The sequence below is a fragment of the Aeromonas sp. HMWF017 genome (assembly GCF_003061465.1).
GTDB classification, from domain to species: Bacteria; Pseudomonadota; Gammaproteobacteria; order Enterobacterales; family Aeromonadaceae; genus Aeromonas; species Aeromonas veronii.
This window is the reverse complement of record NZ_QAJD01000126.1, coordinates 1-24,978: the sequence shown is the minus strand read 5'-3', so window position 1 is coordinate 24,978 and position 24,978 is coordinate 1. Positions and strand designations below refer to the sequence as shown.

The following is a 24,978-nucleotide window of genomic DNA, read 5'->3' as shown; positions in this document are numbered from 1 at the left end:
GACAAGGGGCGTCGGGATCTCAGCAAACAGCCAAAACAGCGCGGCCACTCCTTGGCAAGGAGTGGCCGCTTGAGGCAACCGGTCAGTGAATTCGACCGGCCAATGGCAAGTTAATGGCAGGTCAGATGTTGTTGGCTGGCGAAGGCGGGGCAATTCCCAGCAGCATGTGATCCATCATCCCCACCATGCGCCCTATCTCGGGCTTGGTGATGGTATCGTTGGCCCCCAGTTGTATCGCTTTCTGGCGGTTGTCATCGCTCATCAGGGAGGAGAACATCACGATGGGCATCTCCTTGTAGGAGGGGGTATCCCGCAGTCGCTTGAGCAGGTGCATGCCATCCATGCGCGGCATCTCCACATCGGTGATCACCGCGTTGACAAAGCCGGTCACCGGCATTCTCTCCTCCTGGGCCAGACGATCGAAATCCGTCATCATCTCCAGTCCCTCTCCCCCGTCCTTGGCCGTGATCACGTTGTAACCGGCGGTGCGCAGGGTGGTTTCGATCATCTTGCGGATAAAGGCCGAGTCATCCACCACCAGAATGGTTTTGCCCTGTCGCAGCGCCATCATGCGATCGTCGATGAGCACCTTGCGATCCTGGGTGACGTCGTACTTCTCCATGCTGAGCTCGGGGTTGATGTCGGCGATGATCTTCTCGAAGTCGAGGATCATGATGAGGTTGCCATCGCGCCTGACCACGGCCACCACGCAGTCGTTCTCCCCCGCCTCCAGAAACTGGCTAGGTGACTCCACATCCTCCCAGGAGACCCGGTGGATCCTGCTGACACTGTCGATCAGGAAGCCGTTGGCCATCTTGTTGAAGTCGGTGACAATCACCACCTTGTGGCTGGGGTCGGGGTTGGTCTTGATGCCGAGCCAACCCGCCAGATCCACCAGCGGGATGAGGCGATCCCGCAGGGAGAAGACCCCCACCATATGACGCTGGGCATTGGGGTAATCTGTGGTTTCCGGCACCCGGATCACCTCGCGTACCTTGGCGACGTTGATCCCGTAATAAGCGGTTTTTTCACGGCCGTCCGGTAGCTGCTTCTTGAGGTGAAACTCGATGATCTCAAGCTCGTTGGTGCCACTTTCGGTCAGGATAGATTTACGCTCTTCCCCATCTTTGGACATCATGGTGACTCTCATTCTGGTTGCGCGGGCAGCAGACCGCTGCGGTTTTCCCTCAGTATAGGAATGGAATTCACCCAACGGCTCGGATCTCGGCAAGATTGCAGCGTTAACCGCTTGATCCCGCAGGCTGGCGGGATCGTATCTGCCAATCAGGACAACATTGGCGGATGATGAAATCCATCATGTACTCACAAGGAGCCTGAGATGAGTGAAGGCATAGTCGTGATTGGCGCTTCTGGCGGTATCGGGGCGGCTCTGGTGACACACTGGTTGGCGGCGGGTGTCGGGCCAGTGATTGCCATCAGCCGTCAGCCCGCACCAGCAGGCGCCTCTTCGCCAGCCCTGCACTGGCTATGTTGTGATTACAGCGATGAGCAGATGGCAACTGCGGTAGCCCGCATCGCGGAGTTGGCACCGAAACCGCATCGGGTGGTGATCTGCAACGGCATCCTGCATCAGGGGGAGATCCAGCCGGAGAAGCGGCTCGAAGCAATCAATCTGGATGCCATGACCCGCCTCTACCAGACCAACGCCTTGCTGCCGCTGCGCTGGATCAGCCAGTTGTTACCGCTGTTTGGCCGCGAGCCTTGCACTCTGGCCGTTCTCAGCGCTCGGGTCGGCAGCATTGGCGACAACCGAGCGGGCGGCTGGTATGGCTATCGCGCATCCAAGGCCGCCCTCAACATGCTGCTCAAGTGTGCCGCCATCGAGCTGGCCCGGCGGGCCCCCGGCGTCAAATTGCTGGCCTTCCATCCCGGCACAGTGGATACCCAACTCTCTCGCCCGTTTCACGCCAATGTACCGCCAGGAAATGTGCAGAGTCCCGAACTGGTAGCCGACCATCTGATTAACCTGATGAGCCGGCTGCAACCGGATGGCGAACTGAGCTTTCTCGACTGGCAGGGCAAACCTATCGAGTGGTAGGGGAGATCAGGAGACGCGCCAGCAGCGCCCGCAAGCTCTTGATCACGGCGGGCTTGCCAGCCAGTTGCAACCTCGCAGCCAGTCTTCCCCAGTCGGCATATTGCCAAATGGCTGCGATCAGCAGATAACGCTCTTCAGGAGTCAGTGAACCCAGTCCAGCCAGATTGCGCGCCAACCACAACTGCAGGCTGGATTGGCTCAGTTCGAACGGCTTGTGATGCAGGGCAAAGCACTCAACCTCATCGCGCTCGTACTCGCCAAGCTCCGCTGCGGTAGCGGTGCTGCCTTGCAGACATTGCCATACCAGCTCGGGATCCAATCCTTTCAACTCACCCGCCAGCAGAGTCGGCAGCTGGCGTACAAAACGCTGCTGCCATTGATTCAACTCGATCTCATGCTCGGGTTTCAGCGCTTTGAGCAGCAGGGCTGCGTGGCAGCCGCTGGCGGCATCCCGCTGCAGGCCGATGCGCAGCACCGTCAGTCCCGCCTTGCGCCAGAAGGGGAGCAGGTCGGCGCTGGCCGAAAAGGCCGAGCCGAGGTAATCGATCCCCACCTGACGATAATGTTCTTCAAGCCTGCCAAGCAGCAGCGACCCCAGACCGTGCCGGTGCAGCTCGGGATGGATGGCGATACGCATCACCCGGGCGTAGCTGCGCCCCCCCGCCGTTTTGAAACCGGCGTGGGCCAGCAACGACTGGGGCAGCAGATGGCCGCGCGGACGGCGACGCCCGGCCCAGATCGCCTCGGCCAGCTCGGGTTCTATTCCCCCTTCCCGCGCCACCAAGGCCACTCCCAGCAGGCTCGCATCCTGCTCCAGCAGATGGATGTCGAGATCCGGGCTCTCCAGCAGGGATCTGAGATCGCTCGGCGTAGTCTGGTAGTGAGCCAGCACCAGCAAGCCGAACAGCTGGTTGAGCAACGTCTCATCGCTCTCCAGCGCCTCCTGACTGACCAGACGCCAGCTCGGGTTGGTCGGCGACATAGGCGCCGCCACTTCGGCATTGAGGCCGAGCAGGCGGAAAATCAGCGGCTCCAGCGGATCACGCTCACTCCAGCGAATGGGCTCAGAGAGGTGGATCTCCTGCCACTCCGGGGTCTGGCTATCGAGCACCCGCTTGAAGCGCAGGTGAAAACCGCGCCCCGTCCCCTCGTAACCGTGCTCGGTGGTGGCAAACACGATGCGGCTGTGGCGGGCCAGCATGGCCTCGAGCAGCGGGGTCGGAATGGCGGCCGCTTCATCCACCAGCAGCAGATCGGGATTCATCGCCTCGTGCACCAGCCGATCCGGCGAGCAGTAGCTCAGTCCGGTCAGCTGTTCCGGCGTAGTATCTAGCCCGCGAGCGGCGTGGGCAAACAGGGTCGCTACCGTTGCCTGCGAGGGGGCCATCACCACTATGTTCAGCGAGGGTTGCTGGCGCAGCAGCTCGGCGGCAGCCAGCCCCAGCAGCGCACTCTTGCCTCGGCCGCGGTCGGCGCTCAGCACCAGCGGCCGACGACGATGGCCGTGCAACACCTTGTGGATGGCGGGCAGTGCCCGTGTCTGATCGCAGCTCAGCCTACGCTCCGGCCCAATCGGTTGCCACGGCTGCGAGCAAACCGGAGGCTCCAGAGAGAGGGCAGGATCACCTTCCAGCAACCGCACCAGCCGGGCTATAAAGCCGTGGCCGGCCCGGCCCGCCTCCTCCGGCTGGGCCACCAGCCGGATCCGGTCAGGATCCGGCCATGAAGGCCACTCTACTCTGGGCGGCGTCAGCAGCAACAGCAAGCCACCGGCGCATAGAGTGCCCGCCAGCGCCCCGAAGGCGTCGGGATGAAAGCCGCTGAAGGCGTTGAATACCAGCGTGTCGCACTCCTGACCGAGCCGCTGCAGCGCCTTGGCGGCGGGTTGCGGGGCATAGCTCTCGGGCCCGGCACCCAGCCAGAAGACTGTCTCGCCGAGCAGGGATTGGGCGCGGGCAATGCAGTCGGCCTCCTCCCCCTCCAGCCAGATAAGACGCCGCTCACCGGCGAGGGCCAGCGCCTCGCGCAACAGGGTGACCTCTTGCTGTGTCATGAAGCTTGGCTGTCAGCCGGTTTGCGGGGCTCGAACATGCGATCTCCCATCTGATCGATAAAGGTGTGAGCCTTTTGTACCATGAAACGCTCGGCATCAGCCGGATTGGCAAACAGATCGGAGCGGATGAAACGGTGAGTCTGCAGCACGCCGTCCAGCTCCTTGGTGATGCGCCCTGCCAATCGGTACTGGCCACCTTCGGCCATGGGTTCCGGATAGATGAGATAGCCGGCATATTCGGTGGGAGTGACTTCCGGCGCCTTGGTCGGCTCGCCCCCAAACAGGGCACTGAACAGTTTCTTGAGCATGGTGATCTCCTCTGGTTGCCAGCATTGTCCCCAAGGGGTTGCACAGTGGCAAGCAGGGGATCTTATTACCAATGGTTATTTGCACTACGAACCATTCTCATTTAGATTTCATCTCATTCCACAAGAGGTGACCATCATGTACGTCTGTTTGTGCCGCGGCATCACAGATACCCAGATCCGCAAAGCGGTGCAGTCAGGTAAAAGCGAGTTCCGCCAACTCAAGCAGTCGCTCAAGGTGGGCGCCCAATGTGGCAAATGCGTGCGCATGACCATGGAGATCATCGCCGCCGAACTCGACAAGATGGAGCAGGAGCAACCCGTGCTCTACTACGAAGTGGCCTGATCCGGACACCTCTTTTCTGATGCGACCCGCCAACAGGGTCACCCCTTTTCTCAGGCGAGCTGGCTCGCCAGACCTCTTGTTGTCACTTTTCTGGACTAAGCTCTAACGATCGAAGCCTCAGGCACGAACCAAGGAGCACTGTCGATGAAAGGAGATCCCAAGATCATTGCCCACCTCAACAAGGTACTGGCCAATGAGCTGATTGCCATCAACCAATACTTCCTGCATGCCCGCATCTACGATGACTGGGGCCTCAAGGCGCTCGGGCACAAGGAGTATCACGAGTCTATCGATGAGATGAAACACGCAGACGAGCTGGTCAAGCGCGTGCTGTTTCTCGAAGGGCTGCCCAATTTGCAGGATCTGGGCAAGCTGCGTATCGGTGAAACGGTGGAAGAGATGCTGCGCTGCGACCTTTCGCTGGAGATGGATGCCATCCCCGACCTCAAGGTAGCCATCGCCTATGCCGAGTCGGTGCAGGACTACATCAGCCGCGACCTGTTCCAGGAGATCCTGGAGGATGAGGAGGAGCATGTGGACTGGCTGGAGACCCAGCTCGATCTTATCGATCGCATCGGGCTGGAGAACTACCAGCAGTCGCAACTGCATCACGGCTCCTGAGCCAGCAGGCCAGCAAGCAAAGAGACCCGCCAGCGCGGGTCTCTTCATTTGAGCAGCCATGACCCGAAAACTTTTCGACAGGATCACAGTTAATACGCCCGACACAGCATCTGTCATGGCTTTCGATTAGGATACGACTCTCTTCCAACAACAATGCTACGGACGATTTCCATGGAACAGATTGCACGCGAGATGGCGCCCCACAAACGGGTGGCACTGGTGGCTCACGACAACATGAAGACCCCTCTGCTGAACTGGGTAATGCGCCGCAAGGAGGAGCTCAAGCTCCACCATCTCTATGCGACCGGCACCACCGGCACCATGCTCGGCAAGAAGGCGCAGCTGCCCATCACCTGCCTCTTCTCCGGCCCGATGGGGGGCGACCAGCAACTCGGCGCCCTGATCGCCGAAGGGAAGATCGACGTGCTGATCTTCTTCTGGGATCCCCTCAATGCAGTACCCCACGATCCGGACGTGAAGGCGTTGCTGCGCCTCGCGGCAGTCTGGAACATCCCGGTCGCCACCAACGAGGCGACCGCCGATTTCATCATGGACAGCCCCCATATGCGGCAGGCATTCAGCGTGCAGATCCCGGATTACGCCGGCTACCTCAAGGCACGTACCGAGTAACAGATCAGCCAGATATAACAAGGGCCGCAGCAAGCGGCCCTTGTTATTGCCGGGGATGACCCCTGGTCAGCACGAATTGACCGGAAGATCGGCCAGCGGGATTTGCCAGTACTGATGAAACAAGCCGCTGGCGTGGTCGCGCGATTATTTCACCAGCGCAACAAATAAATTTTATGGCCAGCTTTTCTTGCAACAATCTTGTTTGGCGCTGACGCCTGTCACTCTGGCGGTCAGATGAGGGAGTAACCCCGCGCCTCTCTTTGTCCGTTCACAGTGCCTGAGCGAGGATCCGCGCGACCCGATCCGGGTCGATATCCTGCTGCTCACCGAGTGCGGTGCGCCCGACCCGCTTGAGGTTGGAGCAGACCGCCGGAATACAGCTTTCGCTGAGGCCATAGTCGGCCAGCCGGGTACCCAGTCCCATCTTCTGGAAGAACTGCTCAGTGCGGATGATCGCCTCTTCAATGCGCAGGGCCTTGTCCTCGCGGGTCGAATGCCACACCCGCTCGGCAAACTGGGCCAGCTTGTCCTGCTTCTGGCTAGCCCGCTCACGCAGCAGTGAGGGGAGCACCACCGCCAAGCTCTGGCCGTGATCCAGCCCGTAGAGCGCCGTCAGCTGATGGCCGATGGCGTGAGAGGCCCAATCCTGTGGCACCCCGCAACCGATAAGGCCGTTGAGCGCCAGACTGGCGGCCCACATCAGATTGGCCCGCACCTGATAGTTGGTCGGCTCCACCAGTGCCCTGGGGCCGTTCTCCACCAGCACCTGCAGCAGGCCTTCCGCCAGCCGATCCTGCACCTCGCCCCCGACCGGGAAGGTGAGGTACTGCTCGGCGATATGGACGAAGGCATCCACCACTCCATTGCCGGTCTGGCGCGGCGGGAGACTGTAGGTGGTCGCCGGATCGAGCACTGCAAATTGTGGCTGAACCAGCGGACTTCTGAAGGAGATCTTCACATCCCCCCGGCTCACCACCGAGGTGGGATTGCTCTCGGAGCCGGTCGCCGGCAGGGTCAGCACACAGCCCATCGGCAGCGCCTTGTGCACGCTCGCCTGCTTGCCGCAGATATCCCAGGGATCATCCCCCTCGTAGCAGGCGGCCGCCGCGACAAACTTGGTGCCATCCACTACCGAGCCGCCACCGACCGCCAGCAGGAAGTCGATGCGCTCGCGCTTCACCTGCGCCACCGCCTCCATCAACAGCTCGTATCTGGGGTTGGCGCCGATGCCGGAGAACTCCTGCCACGTCACCCCCTCCAGCGCCCGGGTCAACTGCTCATACACCCCGTTCTGCTTGATGCTGCCACCGCCGTAGAGCACCAGCAGCCGGCTGCCGGGCGGGATCAGTTCGGGCAAGCTGGCGATCTGCCCCTCGCCGAAACAGATGCGGGTCGGATTGGCATATTGGAAGTTGTACACGGCGGACTCCTCGACTGGCTCAATGCACGGGCATTGTGCGCCTGTGGGGAGGTGAGGTCAAAAGAGGTGGCAGAAGCTTGCCCATCGGCGGTCGACACTGGCCCATCGGTGCCGACCGGGTAGATCTCAGAACAGCGGCAGGATCAGGCAGTTTTGGCCTCATCTGTGGATGAGCTCTTCTTGCCGGTCAGGCGATCCATCGCCTCCTTGAGCATCGCCTCTCGCTGCTCGTTGAGCGGCTTGCTCTGCTCCGCCCGCTCTTCCGGCGTCAGCTTCTTGTTATCGGCGATGGTCTTGAGCTTCTCTTCGATCTCGTTGAACTTCTTGCGATCGAAACCGAGCGCCTTGTCCACCAACTGCTGCACCACGCCCCCCTTGTCGGAGCTCATATCGAGCGCCGGCGGCAACTTGTTGTTCTTGGCCAGATGTTCGTAGGTCAGTACCTGCTGGGCCTGGCCGGTCATGCGCTGGGTGGAGAGGCTGACCATCTCCTCCCAGCCACCCCCCTGACCACCGCTACTGGCACTGTTGAGGGTAGCGAGGGCACGGTTGTTGGAGGCGCTCTGGGCAAGCTGCTGGCTGTAGGGTTTGATATCCATGGGGGCTCCAATTCAGTGCACATCTGCGGCAATGGGCACAGGCTGATCCGGTCACATGGGGCGTCAGGCCCCACCATTATCAATTAAACCAGCAAGTTACAGGCCAACTTGTCAGATAGTGCGAGATCCAGAGAGATGGCGGATCCCACCACGTCCCCCACGCAAACTGGCGTCAGAATCATGACTCATCTGCTGCCAGTTCATGCTGTTTTGGCACATTTTGCCGTCCGCGCACCACGACGCCAGAGAAAAGTCAGGAACAGCAGTTCGATCACAAAACAAACAACCACTCAGGAATACAATTTTGGCGCACATCACAACCAGCCAGCCGTGTCATGGATGATCTGTTCGTCAAACCAATAACAGGCAGACCAATCTGCCGTGCTCGCTCCGCTGCCAGTTCGGAGTTGCGGCCTCTCCACACCTCATCCCCTCGTCTGACTCTCACTCACCGCAACCCTTCGGGTACACCTATGAAAAAACACACCTTGAGTCTTCTCTCCGCCACCCTGCTCACCCTGCTTGGCACCAGTGCCGACGCCTGTACCGGCCTTATCGTCGGCAAGGGGGCCAGCGCCGACGGCAGCGTGATGATCGCCAGAAACGAGGATTTTGGCGTCAACAACTGGAACAAGTACCTCGCCTTCCGGCCCGCGCAGCAGAACGAGGGCAAGAGTTGGAAACTGGGCAACGGACTGGAAGTGCCGATGCCAAAGGCGTTTTTCGCCTACTCCGCCATCCATGACTGGGATGCCACCACCAGCGATCCGGCAGGCAAATATTATGAGGAGCGCGGCATCAACGAGTTCAACGTCGCCATTTCGGCCACCACCAGCGCCGAGGTCAACGACAAGGCCCAGAAAGCCGATCCGCTGATCGAGAAGGGGGTGATTGAAGCCATCATCCCCACCCTGATCCTGCCACAGGTCAAAACGGCCAAAGAGGGAGTCGAGCTGCTCGGCCGCTATGTGGAGCAATATGGCGCCGGTGAGGGCAACAGCCTCTATCTGGCGGATGTAAACGAGGCCTGGCTGATGGAGATCGGCTCCGGCCACCACTGGATCGCGGTGCGGGTGCCGGACGACAGCTACGCCATGGTGGCCAACGGCCTGCGCATCCACGGCGTCGCTCTCGACAGCGCCGATGTGCTGCACTCGCCCAAGCTGCTGGAGTTCGTGCGCGAACACAAACTGCTGGATAACGCCGATCCGAAGGATTTCAACTTCGCCAAGGCGTTCGGGGTGATTGCCGACCCGTACAACGTGGATCGGGAGTGGCTCGGCCAGAAAATGCTGACCGCCAGCCAGAAACAGGCTACTCGGCTGGCGCAATATCCACTGTTTATGAAGCCGGATGCCCCCATCGCCGTGCCGGACGTGGCCAAGGTGCTGAGCGCCACCTATGACGGTACGCCGCTGGCCGGCAAGGCGGAGCGGCCGATCCGCGTCGATCGCCAGCTCGAATCCCACGTCATCCAGCTGCGCAAGGAGATGCCCAAAGAGCTGCAGGGGCTGATCTGGCAGAGCTACGGCGTGCTGGCCGAATCTGTGATGGTGCCGATCTACAACACCCTGGAAAACTATCCCCTGCCCTATCGCACCGGCAGCGACAGCTACTCCGATGACTCTGCCTACTGGCAGTTCCGCAGCCTGACCGCGCTGGCCAGCGCCGATCCGGACAAGTACCTGCCGCTGCTGCGCGGCGTCTGGAGCAAAGAGAGCCGCAAGCTCTACAAGGAGGTAGCGCTCCTCGACAAGAGCCTCAAGCAGGCCTACGCCAGCGACAAGGCTACCGCCATCGGGCTGGCCGCCGACTACTCCTATGGCCAGTTGGAGCAGACCTATCAGATGGCCAAAACGCTGCGCTACAAGCTGATGACGGATCTGACCAAGCGCACCGAAAAGAAGTATTCGCCGGAGGAGTTCAAGAAGATCATGAGCTTGTAATCGGCTCGCCAACGCAAAGAGGCTCCCACGGGAGCCTCTTTCATTTCAGCCAATGCAGCGATCAGCGACGGCTGATATTGAGCGGGCCGAAGGTCTGCGCCACCGGCATGATCTCGATGCTGTTGATGTTGACGTGGGCCGGTTGCTGGCTCACCCAGAGCACGGTATTGGCGATATCTTCCGGCTGGATCGCCTCCACCCCCTGATAGACGGAGGCCGCCTTGGCATCGTCACCGTGGAAGCGCACGTTGGAGAACTCGGTACCGCCGCACAGGCCCGGCTCCACGTTGGTGACGCGGATGGCGGTGCCCGCCAGATCGGCTCGCAGGTTGAGACTGAACTGCTTCACGAACGCCTTGGTGGCGCCGTAGACGTTGCCGCCCGGATAGGGGTAAGTGCCGGCGATGGAGCCGATGTTGATGACGTGGCCACGATTGCGCGCCACCATGCCCGGCAGCAGCAATCGGGTGAGCAGAGTCAGACCGCTGATGTTGGTGGCGATCATCTGCTCCCAATCTTCAAGATCCGCCTTGTGGGCTGGCTCCAGCCCCAGCGCCAGACCGGCGTTGTTGACCAGCAGATCCACCTCGCTCCAGGCGGCTGGCAGGCCAGCGATGGCGGCGCGGGTAGCCGCCTTGTCCTGCACATCGAACGCCAGCGGCAGGAACTGCTCGCCCAGCTCGTCAGCCAGCGCAGCCAGCCGCTCTGCGCGACGACCGGTGCCGATCACCTTGTAGCCCGCCTGCACCAGCTGGCGGCTGATGGCTTCACCAAAACCGGACGAGGCGCCCGTTACCATTGCAATCATCTGAACCTCCATATCTACACCGATATTGTTATTTATCTGTTTGAATCTATTCAGATTCATTCATCGCTCAATTCACGTCCGGTCGCCTTGCGCCAGACAAATACCACCAGATGGAGCAGCAACAGGCCTGAGCCTCCCAGCGCGAACAGCAGGCCGGTGAGGGCGTTGACCGAGGTGTCGGCACCGCACCACCACCAGACCAGCCAGCCAGTCAGGCCGATGACGAAGGTCTGGCCAGCGCAGACCGGACAGCGCCCCAGCTTGGCCCTGATGGCGGTGGCAAGACAGTTGTCGCAGCTCATCCTGCTCCTCGATTCTGCTCGTTCAACATGATCAGTTGGCCTGTGCAGAGGGCTTGCGCGCCTGAGTGCGAGCCACTCTGCGCCGCTCACGCTCCTCGTCGCTCACCAGCGGCAGCACCAGCCGGTGGGCGTGCTGGTCGCGGCCATAGTAGTCCGCCAGCCGCTGCTGGGGACGAAATCCCAATCCCTGATAGAGCGCCAGCGCCTCTTCGTTGGCGTCCCCCACTTCGAGGCGAATCGCCCCCCAGCCAGCGACCTTGCCCTCGCGGATCACCTGCTCCAGCAGACGTCGGGCCCAGCCCAGACGACGTACCGTCCAGCGGATGGCCAGCGCCTGAATGACCAGCCGATCCCAGCCTCTATGCTCCAGCAGGCAGAGATAGCCCATCAGCTGATGTTTCTCGTCCAGCAGCAACAGGGTGCGCCCCTTGGCGTGGGCCAGCAGATAGTGCCAGCGGCTGCGGCCAAAGGCGACTTCGGGAGGAAAACAGTAGCGTTCAAGATTAACGATGGCACCCAGATCATCGGTTCGGGCCGCACGTACGGTCAACACGGGGAGTCCTTGTTCGGTTATTTATCCTCAGCACCAAAAATGCGACTTGTATCACAAGTTACCAAGGCGTCATATTAGGCACTGTAACCTCTTGTTTCCCCTCGCGCCATTGTCGTGCTTGTCGGTGCATCGAAGCCCACTGGGGATCCTGCCTGTTCAGGCAGTCTGATCTGTGGAGCCGAAAATATGAGTACCTATGTCATCGTCGAAGAGCTGGGCGACTGGCCTTGCCATGCCGATTATCTGCTGACCGCCCGCACCTATCTGCAACATGGCGTGCCGACCACCGGCGGCCGACCCCGCATCATCAACCTCTGCCGCAATCTGGAGCACCTGAGCGCAGGCTACTACTGCTCGCTGCTGGCCCAGGCCCGCGGCCACCACTGCCTACCGGGTCTGCAAGCCATCAGCCGACTGCAACCCCAGCAGCCACCGGCCAAGCTGTGGCGCAAGGCGCAGGGATGGCTGGCCCAGCAGAGCGAGGATCGGATTAGAGTCCGCGCCATCTTCGGCCAGTGTGAACAGAGTGAGCTGGCGGGGCTGGCCCGCTACTACTATGGCCTGAGCCAGCTACCGCTGCAGGAGCTGACCCTCAAGCGCGGCCGCCACGGCTGGTCGGTGCGCCAGCAGCAGAGCCTGTCACCGCTGGAGCTGAGCCAGAGCGAGAAAGAGTTGATGCTGCACCACGCCCAGGCGCTGGTGGGGACCGGTGATGAGGAGCAGGCGGCGCCGCTCTACCAGCTCGCCATTCTGGTGGATCCCGATGATGGCCGTGCCAGCAGTGACGGGCTGGCGCTGGAGCGCTTTATCCGTGCTGCTGCTGCCCAAGGCATCCGGGCTGAGATCCTGCCACCGTCCGCCATCGAGCGGCTGCCGGAGTTCGACACCCTCTGGCTGCGTGCCGAAACCGCGGTCGGCCACTACACCTTCGAATTTGCCCACCGTGCTGAGCAGCTGAAGATGCCGGTGATCGACAGCTCCCGCGCCATCCTCACCTGCAGCAACAAACTCTACCTCTACGAGCTGATGGTGCGCAGCGGCGTGCCCATGCCGCCCACCATGGTGGTGACCCGCCGCGGCCGCCACCATGTGGATGAGCTGGTACAGCGGCTCGGCCTGCCGCTGATGGTGAAGGTGCCCGACGGGGCACAGGGGCGCGATCTCGCCATGGCCAGCGACGAGCAACAGCTGGCCCGCCTGCTGGACGAGGGGCTGGGCCGCTCCGCCCTGCTGCTGGTGCAGAGCCGGATCCCCGCCGAGTTTGACTGGCGCATCGGCTTTCTCGATGGCTCGCCATTGTTTGCCTGTCGCCGCTACCGGCCCGAGCCCGGCAACCGCATTCGCCGCCGCAAGCACCCCCTCGACATGAGCCGCATTGAGGCGTTGCCACTCAACGAGGTGCCTGAGCGGGTGCTGCAGACCGCCCGCCGCGCCGTCCATCAGCTCGGTAATGGCCTCTATGGGTTGGACTTGCGCCAGCAGGGGCGCGACTGCGTGCTGCTGGAGATCGTCGACAACCCCTGGATCCGCGGCGATATCGAAGACAAGGAGGCGCAGGATCTCTACGAGCGACTGGCCCGCGCCTTCCGCCAGCGGCTGGAAAACCGGGGCCAGAGCACCGCATAACCCCGCCATGCCTTTGTCGCCCACAATGACAGAGAGGGCCCCGCGATGGGGCCCTCTCTCATATCAAAGCGGGCTGTGGCTGACTTATTGCAGACGCAGGAAACGCCCGCTCAAGGGCGGTATCTCCACCGTTACGCTGCTGCCGCCGATAGCCAGACTCTCGCCACTTTGCAGATCCACCAGCGCGCTGCCGCTGCGCAGTTTGCCCGTCGGCAGGTTGTAGCTGAGCGCCGTGGTGGAGAGGTTTAGCAGGTAGACTATCTGCTCCCCCGCCGTCTGCTTGATGTCACCATAGAGACTGCCCTCGGCCACCAGTTTGACTCGCTCTCCCTGATAGAGGGCGGGGTGAGCGGCACGCATCGCCAGCAGCTGGGCCAGCCACTCTTTCAGCTCGGCCTGTTCGCTACTTGGCACAAAACCGGTGACAGCGGGCACCTTGCCATCGCTGCGGGCCACATGATCGTCGCACAAGCCCTGCGCTGCGCAGTCACCACCAACCTTGGCGGCAAAGCCCGGCACCTCGTCGCCAAACTCCTCGCCATAGTAGAAGGTGATGGGGCCGGAGCGGGCCGCCATAAAGCTGAAGGCTGCCTTGTGGCGCTGCCAGTACTCGGTCGACTTGAAGTTGCCGCGCTCCAGCAGATCACCAAAACGCACCAGATCGTGGTTGCCAAGCATCAGGTTCGGCATGGCATGATTCGGGTAGTTCTCCACCTTGTTCCAGCTGGCATCGAGCACGCTGGCCCCCTGCCCACCCTTGCCGGACTCCTCCACCGCCAGCGCCTGCACGATGCCGTAGCGCAACGGGAAGTCAAAGGCCGAGGAGAGCGCCGGATTGTCACTGCTGCCGTAAGCCTGGGCGCGAATGTCATCAGCCCCCTTCCACACCTCGCCCACCATGTAGCCAAGGGTGCCCCACTGCTGACCGGCCGCCTTGCGCGCCGCACTGGCCTGCTCCACCTCGCGACGAATGGCGCGCCACTCATCGAGACTCAGCTGATAGGCCTGATCGAAACGCCAGCCGTCGATGCCGTACTGCTCGATCCAGTAGCGGGCTACCTCCTTGAAGTAGGCGAGGCTCTGGGGCTGGCTGTAATCCACCAGCTGGCCGGGATAACCGGCACCGCCGCTCTTGAGGGCGGGCAGCAAGCCGGCCGGCGAGGGCTTGCTCACCCCCACCTTGTTGACGTGGCCGAACACCCCGTCGAGGAAGACGTAGAGGCCGCGCTGGTGAGCCGCATCCACCAATTGCTTGAGCTTGGCATTGCTGCCAAAGTTGGGATCCACGGTGAAAAAGTCGCAGGCGAAGTAGCCGGTGGCATCGAGCTTGTTATCGCCGCCTTGCCCCGCGCAGGAGTCGAACACCGGGGTCAGCCAGATGGCGTTGACGTTGAGACTCTTGATGTGGTCGAGACTGTCGATGATCCCCTGCAGATCGCCGTTGTGCTGGGAGGGGCCATAGCCGACGCCGTAGTTGGCACTGCCGTCACCATCAGCAAACGACTCCACCATTACCTGATAGATGCGCAGGTTGCAGGCGGGTTGATCGTCGCCATAGCAGGCACGACTGGCCGTGGCGACCGGAGGGTGGGTGACCGGCGGATTGACGACGGGGGGAGCGCTCTCCCCGCCAGAACTACCGCTGCCACCGCAAGCCGCAAGTAACAGGGCGACCCCGAGCAGGCCGCCATAGCGTAACGTTCCCTGTTTCATTGTTATGTTCCCGCTGTGAGAGCAGGCGTCTGATACGCCTGTTTTTCACCATGATAGCGATGCTCACACAGCGGTGTCTGTGACTGAAAACGTTATCTGACTCAACTGGTTAGAGCACCCCTGCCGAGGCAAAACGGTAGTTGACAGAGAGCCAGTAGGATCGGCCCGGCTCGGGGATGCGGCCGCTCTGCTCGTAGCCCAGCCCTGCCTGACTGGCGTGCACCGACTTGGAGAGGTGCTCGTAGTAGAAGGTGTCGAACAGGTTGTCCACCCCGGCCGAGAGCTGCCACCCTTTGGCAAACTGCCAGGCGCCGCTCAGGTTCATGGTGAAGAAGCCCGGAGTCTCCCCCTGATCCTGACCCGCAACGGTACCGGACCAGAGATCTACCCGATCCTGCGCCGCCACCGCGCGCCCCAGCAGGGTAAAGCTCAGCGCCTCGTCCGGCTGCCAGCCCAACGCCAGCTTGCCATCAAGCGGCGGCATCTGGGCCAGCGGTTTGTTGTCGCTCTGGTTTTCGCCATAGACCACAGCCAAACCACCATCGAGACGCCACTGCTCGGCAAACTGCCAGCGCCCCTCCAGCTCGCCGCCCCGGGTCTGGGCATCGATATTGCGCACCTTGTTCGACTTGCTGTTGTAGAGCAGGTAGTCCTTGATATCGGCGCTAAAGAGGGAGAGGGTCAGGTCCAGCTCGCGGCTGCGCAAAGCCAGCCCCGCATCCCACTGACGGCTGCGCTCCGGGTTGAGGGTGAACGGGGTGGTGTCCTTGCTGCGCTCCCAGTAGTCCGGTGCCCGCTCCGCCTGCCCCCAGGCCAGATAGCTGGACCAGCGTGGCGACCACTGATATTCGTAGCGGCCAAACCCGCTGTTAAGACTCAGGGTATCGCTGTAGAGGGTCTGTTCACCAGCGCCATAGCGGGTGGTCTCTACCCTATCCTGACGGTAACCGCCCTTGTAGCTGTGAGCCCCCTGCTGACGACCCAGTTCGGCGAAGCCGCCCTGCTGCTCGAAACGCAGGGTGCGCTGGCGATCCTTGGTGGCATAGTCGACCCCACTCCGACTGCGGTGCTGATCCCGGTTGCTGTCGAGCCCGGCGGTCAGCAGCCAGTCTGCTGGCAAGGCGATGTCGTTAGCCCAGCGACCGCCGGTGTTGCGGCGATCCGGGTTGGAGAGCATCTTCATGCCGCTGTTTGGCCGCAGACTGAAGTTGTCCATGATATGGTCGATGTAGTTATCCCACAGGGTCAGCTCGCTGCGCTGCCAGTGAGTGGTGATCTGCTCCTGCTTGAGCTTCAGCCCGAAGGATTCGCGATCAAACATGGGGCCATCCATGGTGCGGTCCGCATAGGCGGCGCGGGCGTTGCTGCGCTCGGCGGTCAGTTCCAGCCAGGTGTGCTCCCCCGGTGTCCAGCCCAGCTGGGCGGTGCCGTTCTCGCGGCGATAGAAAGAACGCACCTTGTTACCGTGACCATCGCGGTAATCGTCGCTGTCGGAGTGGGTGAACTGACCGCGCAGATAGCCGTCGGTCGAGCCCGCCGTCATATCCACCATCTGATCATCACGGCCAAAGCTGCCATAGAGGGCCGAGGCATCGGCCTTGAGGCCCGGTGCGGTGAACTCGGGCCTGTCCCGCTCGAACAGCACGGTTCCCGCCAGGGTGGCACCCTGCTCGAGAGATTGCGGCCCCTTCAGCACCCGGATCCGGTCAAAGGATTGGGGGAACACGTAGGCCGTGGGCGGGTCCATCCGGCCGCCACACCCACCGGCCAGCATGCCGCCATCCATCTGCACGTTGAGGCGGGACATCCCCATTCCCCGTAGCACGGGATCGCCACCGAGCCCCCCTTTGCGCACCATGCTCATGCCGGTGACATTCTTCAGATAACCGGCGCCGTCGGCAGCGGGCATGGGGGAACCGGGCTTCTTGGGATCCAGTGTTACCTCCAGGGTGCTGGCGGGGCGGGTTGCCACCACCACCATGGGATCCAGCTGTTGCACCGGTTCCTGACCGGCAGCGCCGTGACAGGCGAGCCCGCCCACCAGCAGGGCAAGAGGTGTGCGCATATGACAAGCCATACATTTTCCTTATGTATTTGTTTGTTTTGTTATTTTCATTCAACCAACCAAACCTTTCAGCAAGGGAAAGGTTTGCCATCAGGCCGCAAAAAAGGCCTGCTGCGCGAAAGCGGCAAGCCTCTGTCAGGTGAAGCGAAGGCAAGTTGGCAAAATGTTGCGCAGGTTTTACCCAAGTTGGCTCAGAAAGGCAAACGGGCAAACATTCCAGTAACAGGAATCTGGCGTTGGCTCACAAAAAATGGGGATTAGCTGAAGGCCTCCCGCTCATCGATGGGAGAGATAAGGTGATAGACCTCATGAGCGGATAGCGTGCAGCCAACAGGCCACTCCAGCTGGTGGTGACGGTTGATGAAGACCCGGGCGCAGTGACGCTCGCTCTCCAGCTTTGCAAACAGCGGCTGGGTTCGCCAGGGGGTCAGATCCAGCACCCCCGTGGTGCCATCCGATAACACCAGAAACAGGCGCCATCCCCGCACATACTCGACATCGATAAAGACCGGCATCCCTTCGGCTCCGATTGAGATAATTCGCGGCAATTATAAACACCAGCTCCCCATCCATACACGCTGTGGCTCACATTTTACCCAGCAGATTATGCTGTGCTCATTAGTGGCGCGACATCACATTTTTAGATGATAAATGTGTTAATGCCGACTTTTAACAAACTTGAATGCAACCTTAACCAATTCGATCTGTCATAACCTCACAACAACTAAAAAAACGTCTGTGGACAGACGTTTACAGTCTCATTCAGGAACAAGCATGACAGACCTAAAACAGCGACTCGGCCCGTTTTGGCCCTTCGCAGTCTTCTGCGCGCTCGCGCTTTTCTCTCTCTCTTTCAGCCGAATCGCCCTCGGTCTCTGGCAACTGGAACGGGTGGATGCCGTGGCCGGTTGGCAGGAGATGCTGCTGCAAGGGATCCGGGTCGACTTTGCGACCCTCTGCTGGGTCTGGGGTGTCCCCGCCATGCTCACTCTGCTGCTGGCAGGCCGACATGCCATCGGCCGGGGCTGGCTGCAACTGATGCGAGTGTGGCTGACCGTCGGACTCTGGCTGATGCTGTTCCTCGAGATCTCCACCCCCTCGTTTGTCACCGAGTATGGCGTGCGCCCCAACCGCCTCTATGTGGAGTACCTCATCTATCCGAAAGAGGTATTCGCCATGCTGTGGGCGGGCCGCAAAGCCGAACTGCTGCTGGCGGTACTCTTCAGTGGCGCCGTGCTGGCCGGTGGCTGGTGGCTGAGCGGCCGTCTGGTGCGTGGCATCGGCTTCCCCCGCTGGTATCTGCGTCCGGCCTTCGCCCTGCTCATTCTGGCCATAGGTTTTCTCGGTGCCCGCTCCAGTCTCGGCCACCGCGCCCTGAACCCGGCCATGGTCGCCTTTGCCGAGGATCCGCTGGTCAACTCGCTCACCGTCAACTCCGCCTACTCCCTCTTCTTTGCCATGAAGCAGATGGGCGCCGAGGAGGATGCCGGCCAGTTTTACGGCGAGATGACGGAGCAGAAGGTGCTCGAGGTCATGCGCAAGGAGAGTGGCCGTCCGGCCAGTGATTTCAACTCCGAGCTGCTGCCCAGCCAGACCTTCAACGAGGCGAGCTTCCAGGGTAAACCGAAGAATCTGGTGATCCTGCTGCAGGAGAGTCTGGGTGCCCAGTTTGTCGGCGCCCTCGGCGGCCTGCCGCTCACCCCCAACATCGACGCCCTGTCGCAGCAGGGCTGGGCCTTCGAGCAGCTCTACGCCACCGGCACCCGCTCGGTGCGCGGTATCGAGGCGGTACTGACCGGCTTCACGCCGACCCCGGCACAGGCGGTGGTCAAACTCGGCAAGAGCCAGACCAACTTCTTTACCATCGCGGATCTGCTCAAACAGCGGGGTTACGACACCAGCTTTATTTATGGCGGCGAGAGCCACTTCGACAACATGCGCAGCTTCTTCCTCGGCAACGGCTTCACCACCATCGTCGAACAGAAGGATTTCGACAATCCGGTGTTCAAGGGCTCCTGGGGCGCCTCCGATGAGGATCTGATGGCCAAGGCCGACGAGACCTTCAAAGCGCTGCACAAGGAGGGCAAACCCTTCTTCAGTCTGGTGTTCAGCTCCAGCAACCACGATCCGTTTGAATTCCCGGACAACCGCATCGAACTCTTCGAGCAACCCAAACAGAGCCGCAACAACGCGGCCAAGTATGCGGATTACGCCATCGGCGAGTTCTTCAAGAGGGCGAAACAGTCCGAATACTGGAAGGACACCCTGTTCCTGGTCATCGCCGATCACGACAGCCGGGTCAGTGGCGCCAGTCTGGTGCCCATCCCCCGCTTCCATATTCCGGGGGTTATCGTGGGCGACGGTATTGCACCGAGAAAGGATCCGCGCATCGTCAGCCAGATCGACATGGCGCCGACCCTGCTCTCCCTGATGGGTATCAGTGCCGACTACCCCATGCTCGGCAAGGATCTGACCCGCATGCCTGCCGACTGGCCGGGTCGGGCCATCATGCAGTACGACAAGAACTTCGCCCTGATGCGCGGCAAGGATGTGGTGATCCTGCAACCGGAGCGGGCGGCAGAGGGCTATGTCTACGACAATGCCAGCGAGAAGCTGACACTGGCGGCGCAGCCGGACGCTTTGAAAGAGGATGCCCTTGGTCTTGCCCTGTGGGGCAGCATGGCCTATCAGAAGAGTCTCTATCAGACGGCCAAGGATGAACGCACCGCCGCCAATTGAGCCGCCCGTGCTGATTCAGCCGATAGCAGAATGGAAAAAACCGCCAGCTGGCGGTTTTTTCTATCTATTCATACTGTCAGCCCGCAGGCCGTTATGGCTGGGGAAAGCAGGGAAGGGAGCGGCTGAACTTGTGCTCGAATACCAGCGAGGTTTCGAGGTGCACCACCTCTTCGCGGGAGGTGAAGTGATCAAAGACGAAGTTGCGCAGGTGCTCGGTATCGGAGACACAGAGGTGCACCAGAAAATCATCCTTGCCGCCCATGTGGAACAGACTGATCACTTCGGGCAGCGCCAGAATGGCATCGCGGAAGGCATCGATGATCTGACGGCTGTGGCGGGCCAGCTGCAGGGAGACCATGGCCTGAATGTGACCACCGAGGGCCTGATAATCCACTTCGCAGTGCGCTCCCTTGAGCACGCCATCCTGCTGCAACTTGCGCACCCGCTCCAGACAAGTGGAGGGGGCAACGCCCACCAGCGCGGCCAGATCCTTGTTGGTCATGCCCGCATCCCGAAACAGATGGGCCAGGATATCCAAATCCAGTTGATCCAGGTTTCTCATCTTAACTCCTTGAACCGCTCAATTTTTTAGACTCTGCCCGTAAACCGGGGCAAACACAACGGCCATTGACATCCCCCCTGCCCCGCCTATCCTTGGCGCCATTCACCGGCCGCAGCCCTGCGGCCACCACGCGAGGATCCGCCATGCACCCGTATCACCCTTTCTGGAGCCTTGAGGTTCCCCGTGTCGACGGTCAGCTGCTGCTGACACCCTGCCCCGGCACCCAGCAGGTGCCGCTGACCCTGGTGCTCGATCAACTGCGGTTGGCCGGTGCCCACGGAGTGGTGACCCTGATGACAAGCGCCGAGTTGATCCGACTCGAACTGGCGCAGCTCGGCCAGCAGGTCGAGCACGAAGGGATGCGCTGGTTCCATCTGCCCATCGAGGATGATCTGGCCCCCGATACCGACTTCGAGGCTGCCTGGCAACAGGCGCTGCCGCAGCTGCGCGAGCTGCTGGGAGATGGCAAACATCTGGTCATCCACTGCAAAGGGGGCAGCGGTCGTACCGGTCTGGTCGCCGCCGCGCTGCTGATGCCCCTCGGCCAGCCACAGCTAGAGGCGATGGCCGCCATCAAGGCCCACAGACCCAAGGCGTTTACCCTGGCCTGCCACCGCCAGTGGCTCGACCAGCTGGCCGAGCGGCTGGCGCAGGGCGACTGACTACTTGCCTCCCAGGTCGTAGGTAAAGACCTTGCCGATATCTTCCACCCGATAGCTGGTGAGCTGATAAACGTAGTAGTTGAGCCAGTTGGCAAACAGCAGATGACCGTGGCTGCGCCAGCTGGCACGCGGCGTCCGGCTCGGATCGTTATTCGGGTAGTAGTTGACCGGAATGGCCGGGTCGAGCCCCGCCGCCAGATCCCGCTGATACTCCCCGTCCAGCGTCAGGGCATCGTACTCCGGGTGCCCGGTGACAAACACCTGACGACAATCCTTGGTCGCCGCCAGATAGACCCCAGCCTCTTCTGACTCGGCAAAAATCTGCAAGTCGGTATGGGCACGGATCAGATCGCCATCAAACGCCGCGTAACGGGAGTGCGGGGCGACGAACTCGTCATCGAAACCACGCAGCAGCGGCTCATGCTCATCGAGACGATGGTGGCGGTAAACCCCGGAGAGCTTCTCGCCGTGGGTCTGCTTCTCCATACCATACAAGGCTTTCAGCGCCGCCTGCACCGCCCAGCAGAGGAACAGAGTGGAGGTGACATGCTGATGGGACCACTCGATGATCTCGACGATGCGCGGCCAGTAGACCACCTCCTCGAACTCCACCAGCCCGAGCGGCGCCCCTGTGATGATCATGCCGTCGTAGTTGTTGCCACGCACCTGCTCGAAGTCGTGATAGAAGTTCTCCAGATGCGCCTGCGGCGTGTTCTTTGACTCCCTGTCATCGATGCGCAGCAGATCCACATCCACCTGCAGCGGCGAGTTGGAGAGCATCCGCATCAGCTGGATCTCGGTCTCAATCTTCTTTGGCATCAGGTTGAGGATGAGCACCCGCAGCGGGCGGATGTTCTGGGTGACGGCCCGGGATTCCGTCATCACGAAGATGTTCTCCTGCCCCAGCACTTCGGCGGCGGGTAACTGGTCCGGGATCTTGATCGGCATGCTTACTCCCTGTACTGCATCGGTAAATATGTCTGGACATCCAGAAGCCTATAATAAAGCACCTGCCCTGTCATCAGATACCTTTTGTATTCACCCCCGCCTTTGACTAGCATACGGCTCAGTGTGTCTCCTGCTTCCAAGATAATGACCGGTATCAAGATTTCCGTAGATCGACTGCAAGTCGGCAACTATGTATCCCTGCCACTGGGGTGGCGCGAACACCCGTTCCTGTTTTCCAGCTTCAAGATCAAAAGTGAAGAAGAGATCGAGCTGATCCGCCGTCTCGGCCTGAAACTGGTCACCATCATTCCCGACAAGAGCGACGTTCCGCCCAAGCCTCTCAATCAGGTACAGCCTCAGCAACAAGAGAGCGCAGACGCAGCCCAGCGCCAGGCCCAGATGCAGCAGGAGAAGGATCGCCGCATCGAGCAGTTGCAACTCTATCGCCGCAACCTGCAGCAGTGCGAGAAGCAGTTCCAGCAGTCGCTGGCGCAGGTGCGCAGCGTGATGAGCAAGATCCAGTCCCGCCCCCTCAATGCCATCGGCGAGGCGCAGGAGCTGGTCAACGCCATGACGGAACAGCTGCTTTCGGTGGATGAGATGGTGCTCCATCTGGTCTCCGACAGCGAGGATGGCAACAACCTCTACTTCCACTCCCTCAACGTCAGCGTGCTCAGCATGCTGCTGGCCAAGGAGTGCTGCATGACGGCCGACGAGATCCGTCAGGTGGGCATGGGGGCGCTGTTCCACGATATTGGCAAGCTGAAGATCCCGAGCCAGATCCTGCGCAAGACCGAGCCGTTGACCAAGCCGGAGCAGAACCTGATGGCCCAGCACCCGCGCTACGGGCTGGATCTGCTCAATCTGGCCAAGGATTTCCCGGCCGAGGCGAAGGGGATCGTGCTCCATCACCATGAATATCTCGATGGCAGCGGACCGGAAGGGCTCAAGGGTGGCCAGCTCGATCCGCTGACCCAGATGGTGTCGCTGATCAACGAGTACGATAACCTCTGCCATATGCAGGCCAAGGTGCCCTACTCGGCCCTGAGCGGCCTCTACAAGCAGCGCAAGGCGCAGTTCAATCCGGAGTACCTCAGCATGCTGATCCGGTTGATGGGGATCTATCCCCCCGGCAGCGTGGTGCAACTCTCCAACGGTCAGGTGGGGCTGGTGATGTCGGTCAACGCTTCCCGCCTGCTCTACCCCTCGGTGCTGGTCTACGATCCGCGCATTCCCCGTCAGGAAGCCGCCATCATCGACCTGCAGCAAGCCGAACTGTCGATCGCCAAGGTGATCCACCCCAAACGGCTGCCGCCCGCCGTGTTCGAGTACCTCAATCCGCGTACCCGGATCAGCTACTACTTCGAGCACAACAAAGCCTGATTGTGTTGGCCCGAGGCCAACCGTTGCCACCCGTTTAATCCAAGGAGCCTGCCATGCGTATCGAGATCATCAGTACCGGAGACGAAATTGTGACGGGTCTGGTGGTGGATACCAACGCGGCCTGGCTCAGCGCTCTGCTGCTGGAACAGGGGTGGCAGGTGCGCCGTCGCCTGACGGTGGGGGACAACCTCGCTGACCTGAAAACGGTGCTGCAAGAGAGTGCCAGCCGCGCCGATGTGGTGCTGGTGTGTGGCGGGCTCGGGCCCACTGCCGACGACCTGACCGCTCAGGCGGCCGCTGAAGCCTTTGACCAGCCGCTCACCCTCTTCCCCGACTGGCTCGCTACCATCACGGCCCGCTACGCCAGCCGTGGCCGCCCCATGGCACAAAGCAATGCCAAACAGGCCTGGCTGCCACAGGGGTGCGAGATCCTCGACAACCCGGTCGGCACCGCCTGCGGTTTTGTGGTGCGAAGTGGCCAGAGCCAGCTCTTCTTCACCCCGGGCGTACCGTTCGAGTTCAAGCAGATGGTACGCGAGCAAATTCTGCCGCGCCTCAAACAACTGGCCGGGGCACAGATCGATACCGAGCTGCGTCGCTTTTACACCTTCGGTGTCTCGGAGTCGGCGCTCAGCGATATGCTGGATGCCGAACCCTGGCCAGCTGGTATTGAGCTGGGTTACCGCTCCTCCATGCCCCTTATCGAGCTGAAACTGATCGGCCACAGCGCCAGTGCCGCTGACATGGAGAGTGCCGAACGCCGACTGCTGGATACGATCCGCCCCTGGCTGGTTGGCAGCGGAGATACGGAACCGGCGCAGCAGATCCTGGCGCTGCTGCAAGGCAAGCCTCTGGCTCTGCTGGAGGGAGAGAGTGGCGGTGCGCTGCTGGCGCTTTGTCACGGCCATCCCCGGCTGGAGGCCAACTTCAGCACGCAACTGGCCGATGAGCTGGCGCAACTACCGACCGCCGATGCGGGCCTGCAACTGACCATAGGGCGAGAGGGCACTGAGGGTGTACCACTGCTACTCAGCGCCGATGGAAAACACGTCGGTCAGACGGTCAAGGTCAGCCATCCCGACCCGGAGAGCCGCCGCAAGATCCTCGCCTTTGCCGCCCTCGACATGCTGCGCCGCCATATGCTGGGTAAGCCGGTGCTCGGCGATTACCTCACCCTGGCCAGAACAGCCCAACGCAGCTGATAACCACCTCCCCCCTGCCAGCGACCCTATGTTGCTGGCGCTGCGCTCCGCCTTTTCACGCCATTGCCAAACAGCACCCATATTTATCCGGCCGCCATCACCGATTTGACTTCAATTCATTGACCATTCAGAGGAAATATCTGAATACTGCCCACTCTCAGGGTTGGTGGCTCGCTTTATTAATCATTGAGAGATTAAATGACAGTAAAGGAGCGAGCCGATCGCTCCGTTCTGATCCAGCAAGGAGATGCGGTGTTAAGCAAAGAGTGGTTGCTGCTATCAAGCGATATGGAACTGGTCTGCCTGCGGATTGCCGCCGGTCTCACCAAACCTGTCACGGAACAGGATGTGCAAGCTCTGCTGCTCGCTTCCAACTGTCGCCGCTATCAGCCACTGCCCGAGGGGATCAAACAGGCCATCAGCCTGCTTAATACCC

Annotated in this window: 24 protein-coding genes and 1 pseudogene; 12 read left to right on the top strand and 13 right to left on the bottom strand. The window is 61.3% G+C overall.

The window, feature by feature from the left end; genetic code table 11:
• Positions 1-121: 121 nt before the first annotated feature.
• A complete protein-coding gene (locus DBR30_RS12220; RefSeq protein ID WP_108541668.1) occupies positions 122-1,138 on the bottom strand; it encodes a chemotaxis protein in 1,017 nt (338 codons plus the stop codon).
• A gap of 201 nt (positions 1,139-1,339) precedes the next feature.
• Here DBR30_RS12220 and DBR30_RS12215 point away from each other — a divergent pair, with 201 nt between their 5' ends.
• Positions 1,340-2,059: an SDR family NAD(P)-dependent oxidoreductase gene (locus DBR30_RS12215; protein ID WP_108541669.1), complete on the top strand. Its 720-nt coding sequence runs from the start codon at positions 1,340-1,342 to the stop codon at positions 2,057-2,059.
• Here DBR30_RS12215 and DBR30_RS12210 read toward each other — a convergent pair.
• Both DBR30_RS12210 and DBR30_RS12205 read right to left on the bottom strand, forming a co-directional pair.
• Positions 2,046-4,112 (bottom strand): tRNA(Met) cytidine acetyltransferase TmcA, encoded by a 2,067-nt coding sequence (locus tag DBR30_RS12210; protein ID WP_108541670.1) that lies wholly within the window; start codon positions 4,110-4,112, stop codon positions 2,046-2,048. The two genes, DBR30_RS12215 and DBR30_RS12210, sit on opposite strands and share 14 nt — an antisense overlap.
• Complete coding sequence (locus DBR30_RS12205) at positions 4,109-4,420, bottom strand: HlyU family transcriptional regulator (RefSeq protein ID WP_005354958.1); 312 nt, start codon at positions 4,418-4,420, stop codon at positions 4,109-4,111. The genes DBR30_RS12210 and DBR30_RS12205 overlap by 4 nt, the downstream gene beginning before the upstream one ends.
• 136 nt (positions 4,421-4,556) lie before the next feature.
• Here DBR30_RS12205 and DBR30_RS12200 point away from each other — a divergent pair, with 136 nt between their 5' ends.
• The 3 genes from DBR30_RS12200 (at position 4,557) to DBR30_RS12190 (ending at position 6,014) form a co-directional block, all read left to right on the top strand.
• On the top strand, positions 4,557-4,763 hold the full coding sequence (locus DBR30_RS12200) for a bacterioferritin-associated ferredoxin (RefSeq protein ID WP_108541671.1): 207 nt from the start codon (positions 4,557-4,559) through the stop codon (positions 4,761-4,763).
• A 144-nt stretch (positions 4,764-4,907) separates the two neighbouring features.
• Complete coding sequence (gene bfr / locus DBR30_RS12195) at positions 4,908-5,384, top strand: bacterioferritin (protein ID WP_005354959.1); 477 nt, start codon at positions 4,908-4,910, stop codon at positions 5,382-5,384.
• 171 nt (positions 5,385-5,555) lie between these two features.
• Positions 5,556-6,014, top strand: coding sequence for a methylglyoxal synthase (locus tag DBR30_RS12190; protein ID WP_005363178.1), 459 nt, complete (start codon positions 5,556-5,558; stop codon positions 6,012-6,014).
• Between the two features lie 268 nt (positions 6,015-6,282).
• Here DBR30_RS12190 and DBR30_RS12185 read toward each other — a convergent pair whose 3' ends face one another.
• Together DBR30_RS12185 and DBR30_RS12180 are read right to left on the bottom strand one after the other, a co-directional pair.
• Entirely contained in the window at positions 6,283-7,434 is a 1,152-nt protein-coding gene (locus DBR30_RS12185) for an iron-containing alcohol dehydrogenase (RefSeq protein ID WP_181363565.1), read from the bottom strand.
• 143 nt (positions 7,435-7,577) lie between these two features.
• Positions 7,578-8,033, bottom strand: a complete 456-nt coding sequence (locus DBR30_RS12180; RefSeq protein ID WP_005341510.1) for a hypothetical protein — start codon at positions 8,031-8,033, stop codon at positions 7,578-7,580.
• Between the two features lie 473 nt (positions 8,034-8,506).
• On the opposite strand from DBR30_RS12180, the gene DBR30_RS12175 reads away from it, so the two are divergent.
• On the top strand, positions 8,507-9,979 hold the full coding sequence (locus DBR30_RS12175; RefSeq protein ID WP_108541673.1) for a C69 family dipeptidase: 1,473 nt from the start codon (positions 8,507-8,509) through the stop codon (positions 9,977-9,979).
• A 61-nt stretch (positions 9,980-10,040) separates the two neighbouring features.
• On the opposite strand, the gene DBR30_RS12170 is transcribed toward DBR30_RS12175, so the two are convergent.
• The 3 genes from DBR30_RS12170 to DBR30_RS12160 are packed head-to-tail and all read right to left on the bottom strand — an operon-like array spanning position 10,041 to position 11,642.
• Positions 10,041-10,787 (bottom strand): SDR family oxidoreductase, encoded by a 747-nt coding sequence (locus tag DBR30_RS12170; RefSeq protein WP_064335364.1) that lies wholly within the window; start codon positions 10,785-10,787, stop codon positions 10,041-10,043.
• A gap of 56 nt (positions 10,788-10,843) precedes the next feature.
• A complete protein-coding gene (locus DBR30_RS12165; RefSeq protein ID WP_108541674.1) occupies positions 10,844-11,089 on the bottom strand; it encodes a DUF3624 domain-containing protein in 246 nt (81 codons plus the stop codon).
• A 31-nt stretch (positions 11,090-11,120) separates the two neighbouring features.
• Positions 11,121-11,642, bottom strand: a complete 522-nt coding sequence (locus DBR30_RS12160) for a GNAT family N-acetyltransferase (protein WP_108541675.1) — start codon at positions 11,640-11,642, stop codon at positions 11,121-11,123.
• A gap of 186 nt (positions 11,643-11,828) precedes the next feature.
• On the opposite strand from DBR30_RS12160, the gene DBR30_RS12155 reads away from it, so the two are divergent.
• Entirely contained in the window at positions 11,829-13,268 is a 1,440-nt protein-coding gene (locus DBR30_RS12155; RefSeq protein ID WP_108541676.1) for a RimK family protein, read from the top strand.
• An 84-nt stretch (positions 13,269-13,352) separates the two neighbouring features.
• Here DBR30_RS12155 and DBR30_RS12150 read toward each other — a convergent pair whose 3' ends face one another.
• On the bottom strand, positions 13,353-14,981 hold the full coding sequence (locus DBR30_RS12150) for an alpha-amylase family glycosyl hydrolase (protein ID WP_108588365.1): 1,629 nt from the start codon (positions 14,979-14,981) through the stop codon (positions 13,353-13,355).
• A 109-nt stretch (positions 14,982-15,090) separates the two neighbouring features.
• On the bottom strand, positions 15,091-17,058 hold the full coding sequence (locus tag DBR30_RS12145) for a TonB-dependent copper receptor (RefSeq protein ID WP_108588364.1): 1,968 nt from the start codon (positions 17,056-17,058) through the stop codon (positions 15,091-15,093).
• Here DBR30_RS12145 and DBR30_RS21080 point away from each other — a divergent pair.
• A complete protein-coding gene (locus tag DBR30_RS21080) occupies positions 17,047-17,307 on the top strand; it encodes a hypothetical protein (RefSeq protein ID WP_139495143.1) in 261 nt (86 codons plus the stop codon). The genes DBR30_RS12145 and DBR30_RS21080 overlap by 12 nt on opposite strands.
• On the opposite strand, the gene DBR30_RS12140 is transcribed toward DBR30_RS21080, so the two are convergent.
• Entirely contained in the window at positions 17,304-17,561 is a 258-nt protein-coding gene (locus DBR30_RS12140; protein WP_005335997.1) for a DUF2442 domain-containing protein, read from the bottom strand. The two genes, DBR30_RS21080 and DBR30_RS12140, sit on opposite strands and share 4 nt — an antisense overlap.
• 259 nt (positions 17,562-17,820) lie before the next feature.
• Here DBR30_RS12140 and DBR30_RS12135 point away from each other — a divergent pair, with 259 nt between their 5' ends.
• On the top strand, positions 17,821-19,785 hold the full coding sequence (locus tag DBR30_RS12135) for an LTA synthase family protein (RefSeq protein WP_108541133.1): 1,965 nt from the start codon (positions 17,821-17,823) through the stop codon (positions 19,783-19,785).
• Between the two features lie 91 nt (positions 19,786-19,876).
• Here the strand turns inward: DBR30_RS12135 and DBR30_RS12130 are convergent, their stop codons facing one another.
• Entirely contained in the window at positions 19,877-20,347 is a 471-nt protein-coding gene (locus DBR30_RS12130; RefSeq protein WP_005336001.1) for an Lrp/AsnC family transcriptional regulator, read from the bottom strand.
• Positions 20,348-20,490: 143 nt separating this feature from the next.
• Between DBR30_RS12130 and DBR30_RS12125 the strand changes: the two genes are divergently transcribed.
• The gene (locus DBR30_RS12125) at positions 20,491-21,009 is read left to right on the top strand and encodes a cyclin-dependent kinase inhibitor 3 family protein (protein WP_108541132.1); all 519 of its coding nucleotides are present in this window, start codon (positions 20,491-20,493) and stop codon (positions 21,007-21,009) included.
• Here the strand turns inward: DBR30_RS12125 and metA are convergent, their stop codons facing one another.
• Entirely contained in the window at positions 21,010-21,957 is a 948-nt protein-coding gene (metA, locus tag DBR30_RS12120) for a homoserine O-acetyltransferase MetA (RefSeq protein WP_108541131.1), read from the bottom strand.
• Positions 21,958-22,101: 144 nt separating this feature from the next.
• Between metA and DBR30_RS12115 the strand changes: the two genes are divergently transcribed.
• From DBR30_RS12115 to DBR30_RS12105, 3 genes and pseudogenes are all read left to right on the top strand, one after another.
• Positions 22,102-23,340: an HD-GYP domain-containing protein gene (locus DBR30_RS12115; protein WP_005336014.1), complete on the top strand. Its 1,239-nt coding sequence runs from the start codon at positions 22,102-22,104 to the stop codon at positions 23,338-23,340.
• Positions 23,341-23,393: 53 nt separating this feature from the next.
• Positions 23,394-24,542 (top strand): competence/damage-inducible protein A, encoded by a 1,149-nt coding sequence (locus DBR30_RS12110; protein ID WP_108541130.1) that lies wholly within the window; start codon positions 23,394-23,396, stop codon positions 24,540-24,542.
• A 252-nt stretch (positions 24,543-24,794) separates the two neighbouring features.
• A pseudogene (locus DBR30_RS12105) lies at positions 24,795-24,978 on the top strand (DUF342 domain-containing protein); the annotation flags it as partial.

Excerpts from the sequence above, each read along its gene's own strand:
- DBR30_RS12110 (WP_108541130.1), top strand. The coding sequence starts at position 23,394 with ATGCGTATCGAGATCATCAGTACCGGAGACGAAATTGTGACGGGTCTG.
- DBR30_RS12165 (WP_108541674.1), bottom strand. The coding sequence starts at position 11,089 with ATGAGCTGCGACAACTGTCTTGCCACCGCCATCAGGGCCAAGCTGGGG.
- DBR30_RS12205 (WP_005354958.1), bottom strand. The coding sequence starts at position 4,420 with ATGCTCAAGAAACTGTTCAGTGCCCTGTTTGGGGGCGAGCCGACCAAG.
- DBR30_RS21080 (WP_139495143.1), top strand. The coding sequence starts at position 17,047 with ATGACAAGCCATACATTTTCCTTATGTATTTGTTTGTTTTGTTATTTT.
- DBR30_RS12140 (WP_005335997.1), bottom strand. The coding sequence starts at position 17,561 with ATGCCGGTCTTTATCGATGTCGAGTATGTGCGGGGATGGCGCCTGTTT.
- DBR30_RS12200 (WP_108541671.1), top strand. The coding sequence starts at position 4,557 with ATGTACGTCTGTTTGTGCCGCGGCATCACAGATACCCAGATCCGCAAA.
- DBR30_RS12115 (WP_005336014.1), top strand. The coding sequence starts at position 22,102 with ATGACCGGTATCAAGATTTCCGTAGATCGACTGCAAGTCGGCAACTAT.
- DBR30_RS12150 (WP_108588365.1), bottom strand. The coding sequence starts at position 14,981 with ATGAAACAGGGAACGTTACGCTATGGCGGCCTGCTCGGGGTCGCCCTG.
- DBR30_RS12190 (WP_005363178.1), top strand. The coding sequence starts at position 5,556 with ATGGAACAGATTGCACGCGAGATGGCGCCCCACAAACGGGTGGCACTG.
- DBR30_RS12130 (WP_005336001.1), bottom strand. The coding sequence starts at position 20,347 with ATGAGAAACCTGGATCAACTGGATTTGGATATCCTGGCCCATCTGTTT.
- DBR30_RS12210 (WP_108541670.1), bottom strand. The coding sequence starts at position 4,112 with ATGACACAGCAAGAGGTCACCCTGTTGCGCGAGGCGCTGGCCCTCGCC.
- DBR30_RS12175 (WP_108541673.1), top strand. The coding sequence starts at position 8,507 with ATGAAAAAACACACCTTGAGTCTTCTCTCCGCCACCCTGCTCACCCTG.
- DBR30_RS12155 (WP_108541676.1), top strand. The coding sequence starts at position 11,829 with ATGAGTACCTATGTCATCGTCGAAGAGCTGGGCGACTGGCCTTGCCAT.
- DBR30_RS12135 (WP_108541133.1), top strand. The coding sequence starts at position 17,821 with ATGACAGACCTAAAACAGCGACTCGGCCCGTTTTGGCCCTTCGCAGTC.
- DBR30_RS12220 (WP_108541668.1), bottom strand. The coding sequence starts at position 1,138 with ATGATGTCCAAAGATGGGGAAGAGCGTAAATCTATCCTGACCGAAAGT.
- DBR30_RS12215 (WP_108541669.1), top strand. The coding sequence starts at position 1,340 with ATGAGTGAAGGCATAGTCGTGATTGGCGCTTCTGGCGGTATCGGGGCG.
- DBR30_RS12145 (WP_108588364.1), bottom strand. The coding sequence starts at position 17,058 with ATGGCTTGTCATATGCGCACACCTCTTGCCCTGCTGGTGGGCGGGCTC.
- DBR30_RS12125 (WP_108541132.1), top strand. The coding sequence starts at position 20,491 with ATGCACCCGTATCACCCTTTCTGGAGCCTTGAGGTTCCCCGTGTCGAC.
- bfr (WP_005354959.1), top strand. The coding sequence starts at position 4,908 with ATGAAAGGAGATCCCAAGATCATTGCCCACCTCAACAAGGTACTGGCC.
- DBR30_RS12170 (WP_064335364.1), bottom strand. The coding sequence starts at position 10,787 with ATGATTGCAATGGTAACGGGCGCCTCGTCCGGTTTTGGTGAAGCCATC.
- DBR30_RS12180 (WP_005341510.1), bottom strand. The coding sequence starts at position 8,033 with ATGGATATCAAACCCTACAGCCAGCAGCTTGCCCAGAGCGCCTCCAAC.
- metA (WP_108541131.1), bottom strand. The coding sequence starts at position 21,957 with ATGCCGATCAAGATCCCGGACCAGTTACCCGCCGCCGAAGTGCTGGGG.